Annotated in this window: 13 protein-coding genes and 1 riboswitch; of the genes, 8 read left to right on the top strand and 5 right to left on the bottom strand. The window is 69.6% G+C overall.

What is annotated here, in order from left to right; genetic code table 11:
• Nucleotides 1–111: 111 nt before the first annotated feature.
• The 4 genes from ACQPW6_RS27510 to ACQPW6_RS27495 all read right to left on the bottom strand — a co-directional run bounded on the left by ACQPW6_RS27510 (nucleotide 112) and on the right by ACQPW6_RS27495 (nucleotide 4,955).
• A complete protein-coding gene (locus tag ACQPW6_RS27510; RefSeq protein ID WP_433892367.1) occupies nucleotides 112–1,644 on the bottom strand; it encodes a glycoside hydrolase family 3 protein in 1,533 nt (510 codons plus the stop codon).
• Entirely contained in the window at nucleotides 1,641–2,468 is an 828-nt protein-coding gene (locus tag ACQPW6_RS27505; protein WP_433892366.1) for a carbohydrate ABC transporter permease, read from the bottom strand. The genes ACQPW6_RS27510 and ACQPW6_RS27505 overlap by 4 nt, the downstream gene beginning before the upstream one ends.
• Nucleotides 2,465–3,484 (bottom strand): carbohydrate ABC transporter permease, encoded by a 1,020-nt coding sequence (locus tag ACQPW6_RS27500; protein WP_433892365.1) that lies wholly within the window; start codon nucleotides 3,482–3,484, stop codon nucleotides 2,465–2,467. Before ACQPW6_RS27500 ends, ACQPW6_RS27505 begins: the two co-directional genes overlap by 4 nt.
• A gap of 157 nt (nucleotides 3,485–3,641) precedes the next feature.
• Entirely contained in the window at nucleotides 3,642–4,955 is a 1,314-nt protein-coding gene (locus tag ACQPW6_RS27495; RefSeq protein ID WP_433892364.1) for an extracellular solute-binding protein, read from the bottom strand.
• A gap of 317 nt (nucleotides 4,956–5,272) precedes the next feature.
• On the opposite strand from ACQPW6_RS27495, the gene ACQPW6_RS27490 reads away from it, so the two are divergent.
• The 3 genes from ACQPW6_RS27490 to mctP all read left to right on the top strand — a co-directional run bounded on the left by ACQPW6_RS27490 (nucleotide 5,273) and on the right by mctP (nucleotide 8,063).
• Nucleotides 5,273–6,043 (top strand): GntR family transcriptional regulator, encoded by a 771-nt coding sequence (locus tag ACQPW6_RS27490; RefSeq protein WP_433894682.1) that lies wholly within the window; start codon nucleotides 5,273–5,275, stop codon nucleotides 6,041–6,043.
• A gap of 107 nt (nucleotides 6,044–6,150) precedes the next feature.
• Complete coding sequence (locus ACQPW6_RS27485) at nucleotides 6,151–6,408, top strand: DUF3311 domain-containing protein (RefSeq protein ID WP_433892363.1); 258 nt, start codon at nucleotides 6,151–6,153, stop codon at nucleotides 6,406–6,408.
• Entirely contained in the window at nucleotides 6,405–8,063 is a 1,659-nt protein-coding gene (gene mctP, locus ACQPW6_RS27480; protein ID WP_433892362.1) for a monocarboxylate uptake permease MctP, read from the top strand. The genes ACQPW6_RS27485 and mctP overlap by 4 nt, the downstream gene beginning before the upstream one ends.
• 328 nt (nucleotides 8,064–8,391) lie before the next feature.
• Here mctP and ACQPW6_RS27475 read toward each other — a convergent pair whose 3' ends face one another.
• Nucleotides 8,392–9,357 (bottom strand): helix-turn-helix domain-containing protein, encoded by a 966-nt coding sequence (locus ACQPW6_RS27475; RefSeq protein ID WP_433892361.1) that lies wholly within the window; start codon nucleotides 9,355–9,357, stop codon nucleotides 8,392–8,394.
• An 88-nt stretch (nucleotides 9,358–9,445) separates the two neighbouring features.
• On the opposite strand from ACQPW6_RS27475, the gene ACQPW6_RS27470 reads away from it, so the two are divergent.
• The 5 genes from ACQPW6_RS27470 to ACQPW6_RS27450 all read left to right on the top strand — a co-directional run bounded on the left by ACQPW6_RS27470 (nucleotide 9,446) and on the right by ACQPW6_RS27450 (nucleotide 15,572).
• Nucleotides 9,446–9,622 (top strand): hypothetical protein, encoded by a 177-nt coding sequence (locus tag ACQPW6_RS27470; protein ID WP_433892360.1) that lies wholly within the window; start codon nucleotides 9,446–9,448, stop codon nucleotides 9,620–9,622.
• Nucleotides 9,623–9,680: 58 nt separating this feature from the next.
• Nucleotides 9,681–9,823: riboswitch (cobalamin riboswitch) on the top strand.
• A gap of 210 nt (nucleotides 9,824–10,033) precedes the next feature.
• On the top strand, nucleotides 10,034–12,655 hold the full coding sequence (locus ACQPW6_RS27465; protein WP_433892359.1) for a ribonucleoside-diphosphate reductase subunit alpha: 2,622 nt from the start codon (nucleotides 10,034–10,036) through the stop codon (nucleotides 12,653–12,655).
• Nucleotides 12,655–13,707 (top strand): ribonucleotide-diphosphate reductase subunit beta, encoded by a 1,053-nt coding sequence (locus tag ACQPW6_RS27460; protein WP_433892358.1) that lies wholly within the window; start codon nucleotides 12,655–12,657, stop codon nucleotides 13,705–13,707. The genes ACQPW6_RS27465 and ACQPW6_RS27460 overlap by 1 nt, the downstream gene beginning before the upstream one ends.
• 228 nt (nucleotides 13,708–13,935) lie before the next feature.
• On the top strand, nucleotides 13,936–14,601 hold the full coding sequence (locus tag ACQPW6_RS27455) for a hypothetical protein (protein WP_433892357.1): 666 nt from the start codon (nucleotides 13,936–13,938) through the stop codon (nucleotides 14,599–14,601).
• A gap of 116 nt (nucleotides 14,602–14,717) precedes the next feature.
• On the top strand, nucleotides 14,718–15,572 hold the full coding sequence (locus ACQPW6_RS27450; RefSeq protein WP_433892356.1) for a hypothetical protein: 855 nt from the start codon (nucleotides 14,718–14,720) through the stop codon (nucleotides 15,570–15,572).
• Nucleotides 15,573–15,611: the final 39 nt, after the last annotated feature.

The raw sequence follows: 15,611 nt of genomic DNA, 5'->3' as shown, positions 1-15,611 counted from the left end.
CCGGGCGACGCCCGAGGTGCACGGGTGGGTGGGTGGGAAGATGCCGTGAGCGCAGCCGGCCGCCGGCCGGGGACCCACAGCGGGTCGGGGCCCCGGCGGCCGGGGGCCTCGCTAGCTCGCCGCAGGCGGGGAGGTGATGGCCTCGGCCGCCGCCTCGCCGCAGACGCGGGCCGCGCCGTGGGTGGCGATGTGGAGCGCTCCCGAGGGCGGGGCCTGGGGGACGCCCATCTCGACCACCACCGCCGCGGGGCGCGCGGCCACCAGGGCCGCGAGGGCCGACGCCATCCACGGGTGCCGGTGCTCGTCGCGCACCACGACCACCAGCGGACGGTCGCCCGCGGCGCCGAGCACGGCCCCCGCCGGATCCGCGTCCCGCGCCCGAAACGTGCCGGTCACGGTCCCGGGCAGCATCCGTTCGAGCTCGGCGGCGACGCCCCACGGCGTCTCCTCCCCCACCGCGATGTTCGCCACCGGCGTGAACGCGGCCACGTAGGGCGGCTGTTCGAGCGGCCGGAAGGCGTCGGTACGCGTCACCCGCAGCGCCCGCCGGGCGGCCTCCAGGCCGACGTCGGGGTCGCTCGCGACCGTACCCTCGGCCGCGGCGACCGACCGGGAGGCCGTCCACGCGGCCAACTCCCGTACCCGCGCCGCCGCTTCCGCCAGCCGCTCGGCCGGCAGCGTGCCGTCCTGCACGGCCCGGACGATCGCGTCGCGCAGCCCGATCACCGTCCCCTCGTCGGCGAGCCCGCCGCCGACGCAGATCGCGTCGGCCCCGGCGGCCAGCGCCATCACCGTGCCGCGTTCGATCCCGTACGTCGCCGCGATGGCCTGCATCTCGATGCCGTCGGTGACGATCAGCCCCTCGTAGCCGAGGCCGCCCTGTGAACGGGGCGCGCGCAGCAGGCCGGTGAGCACCGCGGCGCTGAGCGTGGCGGGCAGTTCCGGGTCGATCGAGGGCACCAGTATGTGCGCGCTCATCACGACCTTCGCGCCGGCCGCCAACGCGGCCCGGAACGGCACGAGTTCGCGGGCCTGCAAGGTGGCCGGGTCCACGTCGATCCGGGGCAGCGCGTGGTGCGAGTCGGTCGCGGTGTCGCCGTGCCCGGGGAAGTGCTTGACGCAGGCGGCGACGCCGGCGGACTGCAACCCCTCGATGTAGGCCGCGGTGTTGCGGGCGACCAGGTCCGGGTCGGCGCCGAAGGAGCGCACCCCGATCACCGGGTTGTCCGGGTCGGAGTTGACGTCGGCGGACGGCGCCCAGTTGAAGTTGACCCCGCAGGCGGCCAGCCGGCGGCCGAGTTCGGCCGCGACCGCCCGGGTCAGCTTGACGTCGTCGACCGCGCCGAGCGCGAGGTTGCCGGGGAAGGACGAGCCGCCGCGCGCTTCGAGCCGGGTGACGTCGCCGCCCTCCTCGTCGGCGGCGACCAGCACGTCCGGCCGTACCGCCCGCAACTGCGCGGTGAGCGCGGCCAGTTGGGCGGGCGATTCGATGTTGCGGGCGAACAGCCCGACCGAGCTGAGCCCTTCGGCCAGCTGCCGCAGCAGCCACTGCGGCGCGGTGGTGCCGACGAAGCCGGGCTGCAGGACGGCGAGCGCGTTTCGCGCGAGGGTCCGCGCGGGGGTGTCGGTGGAAATGACGCTCATCCCTTCACCGCCCCAGCGGTCATGCCGGACACGGCCCTGCGCTGGAGGAACAGGAAGACGAACACGACGGGCAGGGTGAACAGGCTGGAGGCGGCCATGGTGGCGCCCCAGTCGTCACCGAAGTTGGTCTGGAACTCGGTGATCCACAGCGGCAGCGTCTGGCCGCTCTCCTTGTTCAGGATCAGCACCAGCGGGAACTCGTTCCACGCCGTGATGAAGCCGAACAGCGAGGTGGACATCAGCCCCGGGGCCAGCAGCGGCAGCACGATCCGGGTGAAGGCCTGGAACCTGGTGCAGCCGTCCATGAGGGCGGACTCCTCCAGTTCCTTCGGCACGGCAGCGATGAAACCGCGCAGCGTCCAGATCGTGAACGGTAGCACCATCATCATGTAGAAGAGCGTCAGCGGGACCAGGCTGTTGAGCATGTCCCTGTCCCGGACGATCATGTACACGGAGATCGTCATGACCTCCCAGGGCGCCATCTGCGCGACCATCACGATCAGGATGAACGCCTTGCGCCCGCGGAACCGCATCCGGGCCACGGCGAAGGCGGCGGCCAGCGCGACCACCAGCGACAGCACCACCGAACTGACGGTGACGACGAAGCTGTTGCGGACCAGCGTCCAGAAGCCGGCCGCGTGCACCACCTTGTCGAAGTGCGAGAACGTGCCGTGGAACGGCACCAGCACCGGGGTGGTGGCGATGATGTCCAGGTCCGGCTTGAACGCCGTCGTCATCATCCAGTAGACCGGGAAGACGAAGAAGACCACCAGGACCAGGGCGACCGCGTTGGGCCACACCCGGGCGAACAGGGAGCGCCTCACAGCTCGTCCTCCTGCTTCAACATGACGCGGAAGTAATAGGACATCAGGGCGACCAGGATGAGGATCGTCAGCACCGAGATCGTGGCGCCGGTGCTGTAGTGCTGGTTGCCGACGCCCTCGACGAACGCGTAGACCGGCAGCGTCTCGGTCAGCCCCTCAGGTCCGCCGGCGTTCAGCGCGTAGACCTGGGTGAACGCCTTGAAGATCCAGATGATCTCCAGGAACGTGGTGCTCAGGAAGAACGGCTTGAGCATCGGGAAGAGCACCGAGGTGAAGGTGCGCCAGGCGCTGGCGCCGTCCATCCTGGCGGCCTCGAAGATCTCGTTCGAGATGGTGGTCAGCCCGCCGTAGAGGGCGATCGCCACGAAGGGTATCGACTGCCAGACGATCATCAGCGTGATGACCTCGAACGTGGACAGCTGGCTGCCGAACCAGTTGTAGCCGGCCATCGAGTGCCAGCCGAGCTTGCTCAGGCCCCAGTTGACGACGCCGTAGCGGGTGTCGAACAGCCACTGGTAGACCGTGGTGCCGGCCACCAGCGGCATCGCCCAGGCCAGCACGAGGGCGATCGACAGGGTCAGCCGCATCTTCTTGCCGAGCCGGTGCAGCAGCAGCCCGACCAGCGTGCCGAAGACCATCACCAGGGTCACGTTGGCCAGGGTGAAGAAGATCGACCGCTCGGTGGTGTGCCAGAAGTCGGGGCTGGTGAGCTGTTCCTTGTAGTTGCCGAAGCCGTTCCACTCGGTGGTGTGCTGGATCAGCTGGAACGCGTTGAGGGTCTGGAACGAGATGATGACGTTCTTGACCAGCGGGTAGCCGAGCAGCAGGACGGTGGCCACCAGCGCCGGCAGGATCAGCAGATACGGCACCCACCGGCCCAGCACCGCGCCGCCGGCCGACCGGCCGCGGGCCGCGCGGCCCGGGGCACCGGCGCCCGGACCGGGTCTGGAGGGTCCCGGCGCCGCCGCGCCCTGGTCGGGGGCACGGGTCTGCGTCCCTTTGTACTGCGCGGCCATGCTGCCCTCTTCCTCCGTGCTGTCCGCTGCGAGCGCTCTGCCGGGCAACCGCCCGCCCGCCGCCTCGGGGGCGGCGGACGGGCGGGCCCGCTCGGGGTGCTGCGGCCGGCTGCTGCGCCGGCTCCCTACCTGCTACGGCACTGCTACTGCCGGACTTCTACTGCTGGCTGAGCCGCTTGTCGATCTCGGAGTTGGCCTTCTTGGCGGCGTCGCTCGGGGACTTGCCCTGGAGCACACCGGTCATGAAGATCGTCTTGATCGGGTTGGGCGCGTTCTCGACGTTGCCCCAGGCCGGGATCAGCGGCGTGGTACCGCCGTTGGCCGACGCGGCGGCGGCGACGGTGCCGTACGCGTTGCCCGCCAGCTGGGAGTTGAGCGCCGCCTTGTTCGGGACGATGCCGCCCTCCTTGGCGAGCTCGCCCTCGAACTGGTCCGACATGGCCATCTTCAGGAAGTCCTGGGCCAGTTCGGGGTTCTTGCTGTTCTGCGAGATCGCCAGGTTGGAGCCGCCGACGAAGACGCTGGCGGTCTTGTCCGCGGTCTTGCCCGGCAGCGCGAAGTAGCCGATCTGGTCCTTCAGCGCCGGGTTCTTGGCGATGGCGCCGGCCGCCTCCCAGCCCAGCCCGATGAACGAGCCGACGTCGCCCTTGGCGAACACGTCGGACTGCTGCGGGGTGGCCTCGTCCTTGTCCTTGGGCGCGGTGCCGTAGGAGTTGAGCTTCTTGTACAGGTTGATCGCCTGGGTGGCCTGCGGGGTGTCCAGGTTGGCGGTGTACTTGTCGCCGTCCTTCTTGACCAGGTCGGCGCCCGCGTCGAGCAGCATGCCGTCGAAGGCGTACCAGTCCTGGCCGGGCAGGTAGAAGGCGTCCTTGGTGCCCTTGGCCTGGATCTTGCCGAGGTCGGTGAACAGCTCGTCCTGGGTCTTCGGCGGCGTGGTGATGCCGGCCGCGGACCAGATCTTCTTGTTGTAGACCACGACCCGGCTGGCGAAGTACCACGGGGCGGCGAACTGCTTGCCGTCGTAGACCGCGGAGCCGTTCAGGGACGGCAGCCAGTCGTCGCCGCCGAGGTCGGACTTCACGCTGGTGAGGTCCTTCAGGCCGCCGGTGGCCGCGTAGTACGGGGTCTGGGTGTTGCCGACCTCGATCACGTCCGGCGGGGTGCTCTCGGAGAGCGCGGTGGTCAGCTTCTGCTGGATGCCGTCCCACTGCTGCACGGTGACCTTGAGCGTCGCCCCCGGGTACTGCTTCTGGAACGCGGCGGTGATGTCCTTGGTCCACCCGGGAGGGTTGGATCCGCTCATCAGCCAGACGTTGAGGGTCTTGCCCTTGAAGTCGGCGGCCGGACCTGCGGCGTTGGTGGAGCTGCTGGTGCTCTTGTCGTCGTTCTTCTTGCCGCTGTCGCTGCCACAGGCCGCGACTCCGGACAGTACCGCCGCGACACCGATCGCTGCGATGAGCTTGCGCTTCATGCCACCCTCCTCAGGATGCCCGAAACTCCCCCCACCGCCCGAAATGTCAGCTGCCGTAGCGCACACCGCAGCCGCGTCCTGCTCGTGGGTCTGGGATTGGCCGTTAATGGTTTAGACCAGTACCGGGAGCTTGGCCTAGACCTTTAGGGGTGTCAAGGGTGTATAAGAGCACCCGTCGGCTCTGTTATCGGACCGACACCTCACGGGGGACAGCCCAGCACCGCCTCCTTCTCTCCGGGCAGCCCGTGCCACCATGTGAGCCGCGATTAACGGAGGAGCCGGTGACGGCAGCACGACAGCAGTCGGGAGTAGACGTCATGCAGAGCGACGCGGGCACGACCGCGGAGACGACGGGGGCCGGGACGGCCGGCCGGACCGCCCGCGTGCCCAAGTACTACCGGCTCAAGCGACATCTTCTGGACATCACGCAGACCATGCCGCCCGGCACTCCGGTGCCGCCGGAACGCACCCTGGCCACCGAGTTCGACACCTCGCGGACCACGGTCAGGCAGGCACTCCAGGAGCTCGTCGTCGAGGGCCGGCTCGAACGCATCCAGGGCAAGGGCACCTTCGTGGCCAAGCCGAAGGTGTCCCAGGCGCTCCAACTGACCTCGTACACCGAGGACATGCGGGCCCAGGGCCTCGAACCCACCTCGCAGTTGCTGGACATCGGCTACATCACCGCCGACGACCGGCTCGCCGGGCTGCTGGACATGAAGGCCGGCGGCCGGGTGCTGCGGATCGAGCGGCTGCGGCTGGCCAACAGCGAGCCGATGGCGATCGAGACCACCCATCTGTCGGCCCGCCGGTTCCCCGCGCTGCGCCGCAGCCTGGCCAAGTACACCTCGCTGTACACCGCGTTGGCCGAGGTCTACGACGTGCGGCTGGCCGAGGCCGAGGAGACCATCGAGACCTCGCTGGCCACCCCGCGGGAGGCCGGACTGCTCGGCACCGACGTCGGGCTGCCGATGCTGATGCTGTCCCGGCACTCGATCGACACCACCGGCGAGCCGGTGGAATGGGTGCGCTCGGTGTACCGCGGCGACCGCTACAAGTTCGTCGCGAGGCTGAAGCGGCCGGTCGACTGACGATCTCTGTCGGGTGAGATCCCCGCAGAGGTGGTGACGTGCACCACTCCCCTCCCCTAGATTCCCGGCAGTCACACTCGTAGCGCTAGGGGACGGGAGTCGCACGTATGACCGAACAGCCCTCCGACAGCCGAGCACCGGTGATCACCGCGTCCAGAGTGGTCGCCGGTGTCCTCCTGGTCATCCCGTTCGTCGCCCTGCTGTGGGTGAACTCGTACACCCGGCTGACGCCTTCGTTCATCGGGATCCCGTTCTTCTACTGGTACCAGATGGCGTGGGTGCCGGTGACCGCCGCGCTCACCTACGGCGCCTACGTCCTCGTACGACGCGAGGAGCAGGCCCGCAAGGGGGGTGCGGCCAAGTGAAGACCGGAGTCAACGGCGTCGCGCTCGGCGTCTTCATCTTCTTCTTCGTCGCCGTCACGGTGGTCGGCTTCCTCGCCGCCCGCTGGCGGCGCGCCGACAACGCGCTGCACCTGGACGAATGGGGCCTGGGCGGCCGGAGTTTCGGTACCTGGGTGACCTGGTTCCTGCTCGGCGGCGACCTCTACACCGCGTACACGTTCGTCGCCGTGCCGGCCGCGATCTACGGCGCGGGCGCGGCGGGCTTCTTCGCGGTGCCGTACACGATCGTCACCTACCCGCTGGTGTTCCTCTTCCTGCCCCGGCTGTGGTCGGTCTCGCACAAGCACGGCTACGTGACCTCGTCGGACTTCATCCGCGGCCGGTTCGACTCCAAGAGCCTGTCGGTGGCCATCGCGCTCACCGGCATCATCGCCACCATGCCGTACATCGCGCTCCAACTGGTCGGCATCCAGGCGGTACTGGACGTGATGGGGGTGGGCGGCAGCCACTCGACCAACTGGTTCATCAAGGACCTGCCGCTGCTGATCGCGTTCGGCGTGCTGGCCGCGTACACGTACTCCTCCGGGCTGCGGGCGCCGGCGCTGATCGCCTTCGTCAAGGACGCGCTGATCTACATCGTCATCGCGGTGGCGATCGTCTACATCCCGTACAAACTGGGCGGGTTCGACGACATCTTCAGCAAGGCGGGCGCCGCGTACAGCAAGACGAACCCGGCCACCGGCGCGAAGCGCGGCTCGCTGCTGACCACCACCCCGGACGCCCAATGGGCCTACGCCACCCTGGCGATGGGCTCGGCGATGGCGCTGTTCCTGTACCCGCACTCGGTCACCGCGGTGCTCTCCAGCCGCAGCCGCAACGTGATCCGCCGCAACACCACGATCCTGCCGCTCTACTCGCTGATGCTCGGGCTGCTGGCGCTGCTCGGCTTCATGGCGCTCGCGGACGGCGTGGGCGGCGGAATCAAGGGCTACAACGCCCAGTTGGCGATCCCGCAGCTCTTCGAGAACATGTTCCCCAACTGGTTCGCCGGGGTGGCCTTCGCCGCGGTCGGCATCGGCGCGCTGGTGCCCGCCGCGATCATGTCGATCGCCGCGGCGAACCTGTTCACCCGCAACATCTACAAGGACCTGATCAAACCGGACGCCACCCCGGCGCAGGAGACCCGGGTGTCCAAGATCGTGTCGCTGGTGGTCAAGGCGGGCGCGCTGGTCTTCGTCCTGACCATGGACAAGACGGTGGCGATCAACTTCCAGCTGCTGGGCGGCATCTGGATCCTGCAGACCGTCCCGGCCATCGTCGGCGGCCTGTTCACCCGCTGGTTCCACCGCTGGGCGCTGTTGGCCGGCTGGGCGGCGGGCATGGCCTACGGCACGTGGAAGGCCTACGACCAGTCCAGCCCGACCCAGTCCCACTTCGGCGGCAACTCGGCGAACATCCCGGTGATCGGCAATCTGGGCTACATCGGCCTGACCGCTTTCGTCCTGAACGTAGCGGTAGCGGTGGTCCTCACCCTGGCCCTCCAGGCCCTCAAGGCCCCCGCCGGCACCGACCAGACCACCCGCGCCGACTACACGACCGACGCCCCCGAGGCCCCCGCCGACCCCCCGGCGGAGCCCGATTCCCCGTTGACCCCGACCCCGGCACCTTCGACGTAGCCGCATCAGGTTCCCCGCGCCCCGGGTCGCGCCCCGAAGGGGCGCGGGGCTGTTTCTGATGTGCGGCTCCGCCGCATGGGCGCGATGAACGTGCCCCGAAGGGGCGCGGGCCTGTTTCTGATGTGCGGCTCCGCCGCGTGAGCGCGATGAACGTGCCCCGAAGGGGCGCGGGCCTGTATCTGATGTGCGGCTCCGCCGCGTGAGCGCGATGAACGGGCCCCGAAGGGGCGCGGGGAACTGCGCGACCAGCCACGTCCGGCGGACGGTCCGGCGAAGGCAGGACGGGGCTGGTCGCGCGGAACGGGGAGCCGGCAGAAGGTCCGGCAACCTACAGAGCGGGGCAGGGCGTGCGGAACGTCCGCCGATAAGCCTGCGGCGTCGTCCCCGTCCACCGGACGAAGTGATGCCGCATCACCGCCGCGTTCCCAAACCCGGCGCGCAGCGCCACCGCATCCACCGTGGAGTCGGTGGACTCCAGCAACTCCCGCGCGAGCAGCACCCGTTGGCCCAGCAGCCAGCGATAAGGCGTGGTCCCCGTCTCCTGCTGGAACCGCCGCGCGAACGTCCGCGGCGACATCAACGCCCGCTCCGCCAGCTCCTCGACGGTCACCTCCCGGTCCAGGTGCCGCTCCATCCACGACAGCACGCCCGCCACCGTGTCCGTCTGCGCCCGGGGCAGCGGCCGGTCCACGTACTGCGTCTGGCCGCCCTCGCGGTGCGGCGGCACCACCATCCGGCGGGCGATCCCGTTCGCCACCGCCGACCCCTGCTCCTTGCGTACCAGGTGCAGGCTCGCGTCGATGCCCGCCGCCGTTCCCGCCGAGGTGATCACCCGGTCGTCGTCCACGTACAGCACGTCGGCCTCGACCTTCGCCTGCGGGTAGCGGGCGGCGAGCGTCTCGGTGTGCCGCCAGTGCGAGGCGCACCGCCGGCCGTCGAGCAGCCCGGCCGCGCCGACCGCGAACACCCCGGAGCACACGCTCAGCACGTACGCGCCGCGCTCGACGGCCCGGTTGAGCGCGCGCAGCATCTCCGGCGGGAAGTCCCTGGTCACGTAGGAGTCGCCGGCCGGTACGGCGATCAGGTCGGCTTCCTCGAGCCGGTCCAGGTCGGTGCTCACGACGACGTCGAACCCGCCGTGCGTCCGCAGCCGCGAGCCCTCCGCGGAGACCACGGCGAAGTCGTAGACGGGCAGCCCGTCGTCGGCCCGGTCGAGGCCGAACACCTCGGTGATGACCCCGAGTTCGAAGGGGTGGACGCCGTCAACCAGGACGGCCGCGACATTGCTCAGCATCGTTCCAGCATGCCAGTTGGCAGGATATTGCGGTAGGTCGTCAGAGCTGCCACTGTTCGCGGGTAAGCCGCAAGCGCAGGATTGACCCATGACGATCCTCGTTGACATCGCGGCCCTGTCCACCCTCCTCCTGGTCCTCTCCCTCGTCCCGGTGCTCGGCCTGCGGCACGAGGCCCGGATCACCCGGCAGATACGGGAGGCCGACGCCGCCCGTGCCACCTCGGCGTCCGGCGCCGCCCGCGAGGCGTTCCGCCGGGCCGCGTGAGATTTATTCCCGGGAGTCCTCCCGACGCGCCGAGCAACACAAGATGTGGTGGTGTCTGATTTCAGGCACCACCACATGTATGCTCAACTCGCTGTCCAGCAGGGGAAGCCGGTGTGAGTCCGGCGCTGCCCCGCAACGGTGAGCGGGCGTGTTCAGGCGTGCCCGCGCAGCCCGATCGCCTGCCGGTGGCGCGCCCGATTCGCCGGGCGCAGTTGTGTCCGGGCCTCGCGGATTGGGCCGGCGGACGCGGTGCGGCATGCCCGGCCCGATGCGGCGGTGCGTGGTTCCGCCTGCCCCCGCTCCCTGTGCCGCGTGGCCGCCGCCGCGTCAGAGGGAGATCGCACCACCGTGACCATCGCGCCCGTAGATCCCACCGCGTTGTCATCGTCAGCCGTTCCCGCGGGTTCTGCTGTGCCCACGGGTCCTGCTGTGCCCGCCGGTTCAGCCGTGCCTGCGGGTTCAGCCGTGCCCGCAGGCCGCACGCATCCGACCGGTCCGGTGCATCCGGCCGGCCCCGGGAGCCAGGCCGACGGCCTCGGCGCCGACCTGCTGCGTACCCTCGTGGGCCTCACCGCCGACCTGCCGGACGCGGACGCCGGGCGGGTGGCGGCAGCGGCACTGCGCGGCCGGAACGCCGCCTCCGACGCCGCAGGGCTGCGCGCGCTGGCGATCGACGCGGCGGCCGGGCTGATCTCCGAGGACCCGGCGTATTCGCGGCTCGCCGCCCGGCTGCTCACCCGGGCCATCGCCGACGAGGCGGCCGGGCAGGGCTCCGTGTCGTTCACCGCCTCGATCGCGGTCGGCCACCGCGAGGGCCTGATCGCCGACGGCACGGCCGCGTTCGCCGCCCGGCACGGTGACCGGCTCGACGCGCTCGTCGAGCGGGCGCTCGCGGACGGGGCCGACGACCGGTTCGGGTACTTCGGCCTGCGGACGCTCTACAGCCGCTACCTGCTGCGGCATCCGCTGACCCGCCAGGTGATCGAGACGCCTCAGCACTTCATGCTGCGGGTCGCGGCCGGGCTGGCGGCGGAGGAGCCGGTTGAGGCCGGGAGTACGGGGGTTGGGACGGCCAGGGTTACGGAGGCTGCGGCGGTCGGGGGTTCAGCGGGCGCGGAGGCCGCGGGTTCAGCGGGCGGCGCGGGAGGCGTCCGCGCGCTGGACGAAGTGGCGTCGCTCTACCGGCTGATGAGCGCGCTCGACTACCTGCCCAGCTCCCCCACCCTGTTCAACTCCGGTACCCGGCACCCGCAGATGTCGTCCTGCTACCTGCTGGACTCCCCGCTCGACGAGCTCGACTCGATCTACGACCGCTACCACCAGGTGGCGCGGCTGTCGAAGCACGCCGGGGGCATCGGCCTGCCCTACTCCCGTATCCGCGCCCGCGGTTCGCTGATCCGCGGCACCAACGGGCACTCCAACGGCATCGTGCCGTTCCTCAAGACGCTGGACGCGTCGGTGGCCGCGGTGAACCAGGGCGGCCGGCGCAAGGGCGCGGCGGCGGTGTACCTGGAGACCTGGCACGCCGACATCGAGGAGTTCCTCGAACTCCGGGACAACACCGGCGAGGAGGCCCGCCGCACCCACAACCTCAACCTGGCGCACTGGGTGCCGGACGAGTTCATGCGGCGGGTGGACGCGGACGCGCAGTGGTCGCTGTTCTCGCCGTCCGACGTGCCGGACCTGGTCGACCTGTGGGGCGCGGACTTCGACGCCGCCTACCGTGCGGCGGAGGCCGCCGGGCTGGCCCAACGCACGCTTCCCGCGCGGGAGTTGTACGGCCGGATGATGCGGACGCTGGCGCAGACCGGCCAGGGGTGGATGACGTTCAAGGACCCCTCGAACCGGACGGCCAACCAGACGGCGCTGCCCGGGCGGACGGTGCACTCGTCGAACCTGTGCACCGAGATCCTTGAGGTGACGGACGACTCCGAGACGGCCGTCTGCAACCTCGGCTCGATCAATCTGAGCGCTTTCGTGAGGCCGGAGGCGGGGCGGGACGCGGAGGCCGACTCCCGCTCCGGGGCCGGCGAGCCGATCGACTGGGCGCGGCTGGACGAGACCGTGCACACGGCCGTGACCTTCCTCGACCGCGTGGTGGACGTCAACTTCTACCCGACCGAGCAGGCCGGCCGCTCCAACAGCAAGTGGCGCCCGGTGGGTCTGGGCGTGATGGGCCTCCAGGACGTCTTCTTCAAGCTGCGGCTGCCGTTCGACTCCCCCGCCGCCCGGCAGCTCTCCACCAGGGTCGCCGAGCGGATCATGCTGGCCGCGTACGAGGCGTCCTGCGAACTCGCCGAGCGCAGCGGCCCGTTGCCGGCCTGGGAGCAGACCCGTACCGCGGGCGGGGTGCTGCACCCCGACCACTACGGCGTGGAGTTCCACTGGCCGCAGCGGTGGGCGGCGCTGCGCGCCCGGGTCGCGGCGAGCGGGATGCGCAACGCGCTGCTGCTGGCGATCGCACCGACCGCGACCATCGCGTCGATCGCCGGCGTGTACGAGTGCGTCGAGCCGCAGGTCTCCAACCTCTTCAAGCGCGAGACGCTGTCCGGCGAGTTTCTTCAGGTCAACTCCTACCTGGTGGCCGAGCTGAAGCGGCTGGGCGTCTGGGACGCGCAGTCCCGGGAGGCGCTGCGCGAGGCCAACGGCTCGGTGCAGGGGTTCAGTTGGATCCCGGCGGGCGTGCGGGAGCTGTACCGGACGGCGTGGGAGATCCCGCAGCGCGGGCTGATCGACCTGGCCGCGTCCCGTACGCCGTTCCTCGACCAGTCGCAGTCGCTGAACCTGTTCCTCGAGACGCCGACCATCGGGAAGCTCAGCTCGATGTACGCGTACGCGTGGAAGCAGGGCCTGAAGACCACGTACTACCTGCGCTCGCGCCCGGCCACCCGGATCGCCCGGGCCGCCGCGGCCACCCCCGTCCCGGCCGCGGCTCCCGCGGCTCCCCCGGCTCCTTCGGTTCCTTCGGTGGCCGACGCCGACGCGATCGCCTGCTCCCTGGAAAACCCCGAGTCCTGCGAGGCCTGCCAGTAATGACCACCACCGAAACGACCCCCGCCGACGCGAGCACCGTCGCGACTGGTGAGAAGAACCTGCTCGACCCGGGCTTCGAACTGACCCTGCGCCCGATGCGCTACCCCGACTTCTACGAGCGCTACCGCGACGCGATCAAGAACACCTGGACGGTGGAGGAGGTCGATCTGCACTCCGACGTCAGCGACCTGGCGAAGCTCTCCGCCGCCGAGCAGCACATGATCGGCCGGCTGGTCGCGTTCTTCGCCACCGGCGACTCGATCGTCTCCAACAACCTGGTGCTGACCCTCTACAAGCACATCAACTCCCCGGAGGCGCGGCTGTATCTGTCGCGCCAGCTGTTCGAGGAGGCCGTGCACGTCCAGTTCTATCTGACGCTGCTCGACACGTATCTGCCCGATCCGGCCGACCGGGCGGCGGCGTTCGACGCGGTCGAGGAGATCCCGTCGATCCGCGAGAAGGCGCAGTTCTGCTTCAGGTGGATGGATTCGGTGGAGAAGATCGACCGGCTGTCGTCGCGGGCCGACCGCCGCCGCTTCCTGCTCAACCTGATCTGCTTCGCCGCGTGCATCGAGGGCCTGTTCTTCTACGGCGCGTTCGCCTACGTCTACTGGTTCCGCTCCCGCGGCCTGCTGCACGGCCTCGCCACCGGCACCAACTGGGTGTTCCGCGACGAGACGATGCACATGAGCTTCGCGTTCGACGTGGTGGACACCGTGCGCAAGGAGGAGCCCGACCTCTTCGACGCCGAACTCCAGCAGCAGGTGACGGACATGCTGCGGGAGGCGGTCGAGGCGGAACTCCAGTTCGGCCGCGATCTGTGCGGTGAGGGCCTACCGGGCATGAACACCAAGTCGATGCGGGCGTATCTGGAGTGCGTGGCCGACCAGCGGCTCGTCCGGCTCGGCTTCCCGCCGCTGTACGGCTCGGAGAACCCGTTCTCCTTCATGGAATTGCAGGGCGTCCAGGAGCTGACCAACTTCTTCGAGCGCCGGGCGTCCGCGTACCAGGTGGCGGTGGAGGGAACGGTGTCGCTGGACGAGGACTTCTAGCCGCGCCGGGCGGGCGGGGCGGCGCCGGATGCGGGGGTTCCCCTTGGACACGTTCCTTGACACCGGGTAACCTACTGCGCTCTGAGATGCAGAAGTGACCGCCGCAACGCGGAGGGCCACGCCGGGGGGCGCTGCACCCGCCTCTCCTCGGCCGTCCCGCCCGCGACGGCCCCTTCCGCAAGGCCGACCCGGCCGCACCGAAGGACGAGGACAACGGGAGACCCGCAGATGATTCGCCGCACCACCCTCACCGCAGCGACCTGCGGCGTCGCCGCCGCGGCCCTCCTTCTCACCGCCTGCGGCGGCTCCAAGACCGACGACGCCAAAATCACCACCTCCCCCCCAACCACCACCGCAACCCCCACCACGCCCACCCCAACCCCACCAGCCACGACGCCCCCGGCAGACCCGAAGGCCCCGGTCTTCGACTTCCCGAAGGACGTCACGTTTGACATCCAGACGCCGAAGACCGGCGACCCGGTCAAGGACACCATCCTCCGCGACCACGGTTACGCGATAAAGGCGATCCAACTCGCCTACGTGAAGCAGAATCCCGATCTTCCCGTGTTCGAGGCATACACGACCGGTCAGGGCCGGGTCAGTTGGGCTACCAACATCAAGGAATACCGGGCCAAGGACGAAACGGTCACCGGGCACATGCAGTACTACGACTTCAAGGTCACCGTCACCAACGCAACTACTGCAGGGGTGTCGTACTGCGAGGACCAGACCCAGTCGTTCGACAAGGACGCCAAGACCGGCAAGGTCAATCGGGACGCACCGGACCCGAGCGACTACGTGGGCTGGTCTGACCTCATGAAAAAGTCCACCAGCGGCACGTGGCAGGTGGCAGGTTCCACAATGAAGCGCGGTGTCTCCGAATGCGCCCGCTGACCAAGGGTTCGACCGCACTTGTTGCAGCGATTGCGGCGAGTGCACTGATCGCGCTTGGAGCGGCTCCGGCGATGGCCGGCAAGGGGGATCAGACGCCCGCACCTCCCAAACGTCCGGTGGACTCCATCGCCTCGGCCGTGCACTACAACTACAGCAAGACCGATTCCGCGGCGCAGCACATGAAGCCGCTCGGCGGGGACTGGTCGCCGCCGGCGTGCTGGTACGAACCGCAGTACAAACCGCAGGATTTCGAGGACTACCTGCTGTCGATGTGGCGCGAAGGCTCGGCTTCCACGATCTGGGCGGAAGAGTACGGGGCCGACAACTACCACAAAGGCGACGACGGGACCTGGTACGGCCTGGTGACCGACGACAACGCGCCCTGGCAGGACTTCGTCTCCCAGTGCGCTGGGAAGGAACCCTTCGTCTTCGTCGGGCCGGCCAATCCCCCACCCCGGACCGCGCCCGTGATCGACACCAAGGCCCTTGCCGGTCTTGCCTACAACGGCACAACTCTTCCGGCGCCGCCGCTCACACTCCGCCCAGTCGGCGCCAACCAGCTCGTCAACCTGGACACCGAGGTCACTTTCGCCCAGCCGCTGGACAGGGTGTGGGTCACCGCCATGTACGACAACGCGGAGTTCGGGATCCACCTCGCGGCCACGACCGTCGCCACCCCGGACGAGCTCCGGGTCGACGCCGGCACGACAAACGCCGACCCGAGCAGCTGCACGTACAAGCTCACACCCAAAGGCGGCGGAGCCTACAGCGTCGACACCAGCAACGACCCCTGCAACATCACCTACCGCAAACACGGCGACTACACCCTCCAAGCAACCCTCGTCTGGAACGTCACCTGGACCCCCTCCGCCAACCCCGACGGCCCGCCCCAGAACCCACCCTTCCCCCAAGGCCAGTCGACCACCCCCCTCCAGGTGACCGTCAAGGAAAACCAGACCATCGTCAACTGACCCGACGCCCGCGCTAGAGAGCCCCACACATCAAGCATG

This window comes from Streptomyces sp. CA-111067 (assembly GCF_050956065.1).
Lineage (GTDB): Bacteria > Actinomycetota > Actinomycetes > Streptomycetales > Streptomycetaceae > Actinacidiphila.
The sequence above is the reverse complement of the archived record's forward strand: the minus strand, read 5'-3'. Positions and strand labels throughout refer to the sequence as shown.

Excerpts from the sequence above, each read along its gene's own strand:
- ACQPW6_RS27510 (WP_433892367.1), bottom strand. The coding sequence starts at position 1,644 with ATGAGCGTCATTTCCACCGACACCCCCGCGCGGACCCTCGCGCGAAAC.
- ACQPW6_RS27500 (WP_433892365.1), bottom strand. The coding sequence starts at position 3,484 with ATGGCCGCGCAGTACAAAGGGACGCAGACCCGTGCCCCCGACCAGGGC.
- ACQPW6_RS27495 (WP_433892364.1), bottom strand. The coding sequence starts at position 4,955 with ATGAAGCGCAAGCTCATCGCAGCGATCGGTGTCGCGGCGGTACTGTCC.
- ACQPW6_RS27490 (WP_433894682.1), top strand. The coding sequence starts at position 5,273 with ATGCAGAGCGACGCGGGCACGACCGCGGAGACGACGGGGGCCGGGACG.
- ACQPW6_RS27485 (WP_433892363.1), top strand. The coding sequence starts at position 6,151 with ATGACCGAACAGCCCTCCGACAGCCGAGCACCGGTGATCACCGCGTCC.
- ACQPW6_RS27475 (WP_433892361.1), bottom strand. The coding sequence starts at position 9,357 with ATGCTGAGCAATGTCGCGGCCGTCCTGGTTGACGGCGTCCACCCCTTC.
- ACQPW6_RS27470 (WP_433892360.1), top strand. The coding sequence starts at position 9,446 with ATGACGATCCTCGTTGACATCGCGGCCCTGTCCACCCTCCTCCTGGTC.
- ACQPW6_RS27460 (WP_433892358.1), top strand. The coding sequence starts at position 12,655 with ATGACCACCACCGAAACGACCCCCGCCGACGCGAGCACCGTCGCGACT.
- ACQPW6_RS27455 (WP_433892357.1), top strand. The coding sequence starts at position 13,936 with ATGATTCGCCGCACCACCCTCACCGCAGCGACCTGCGGCGTCGCCGCC.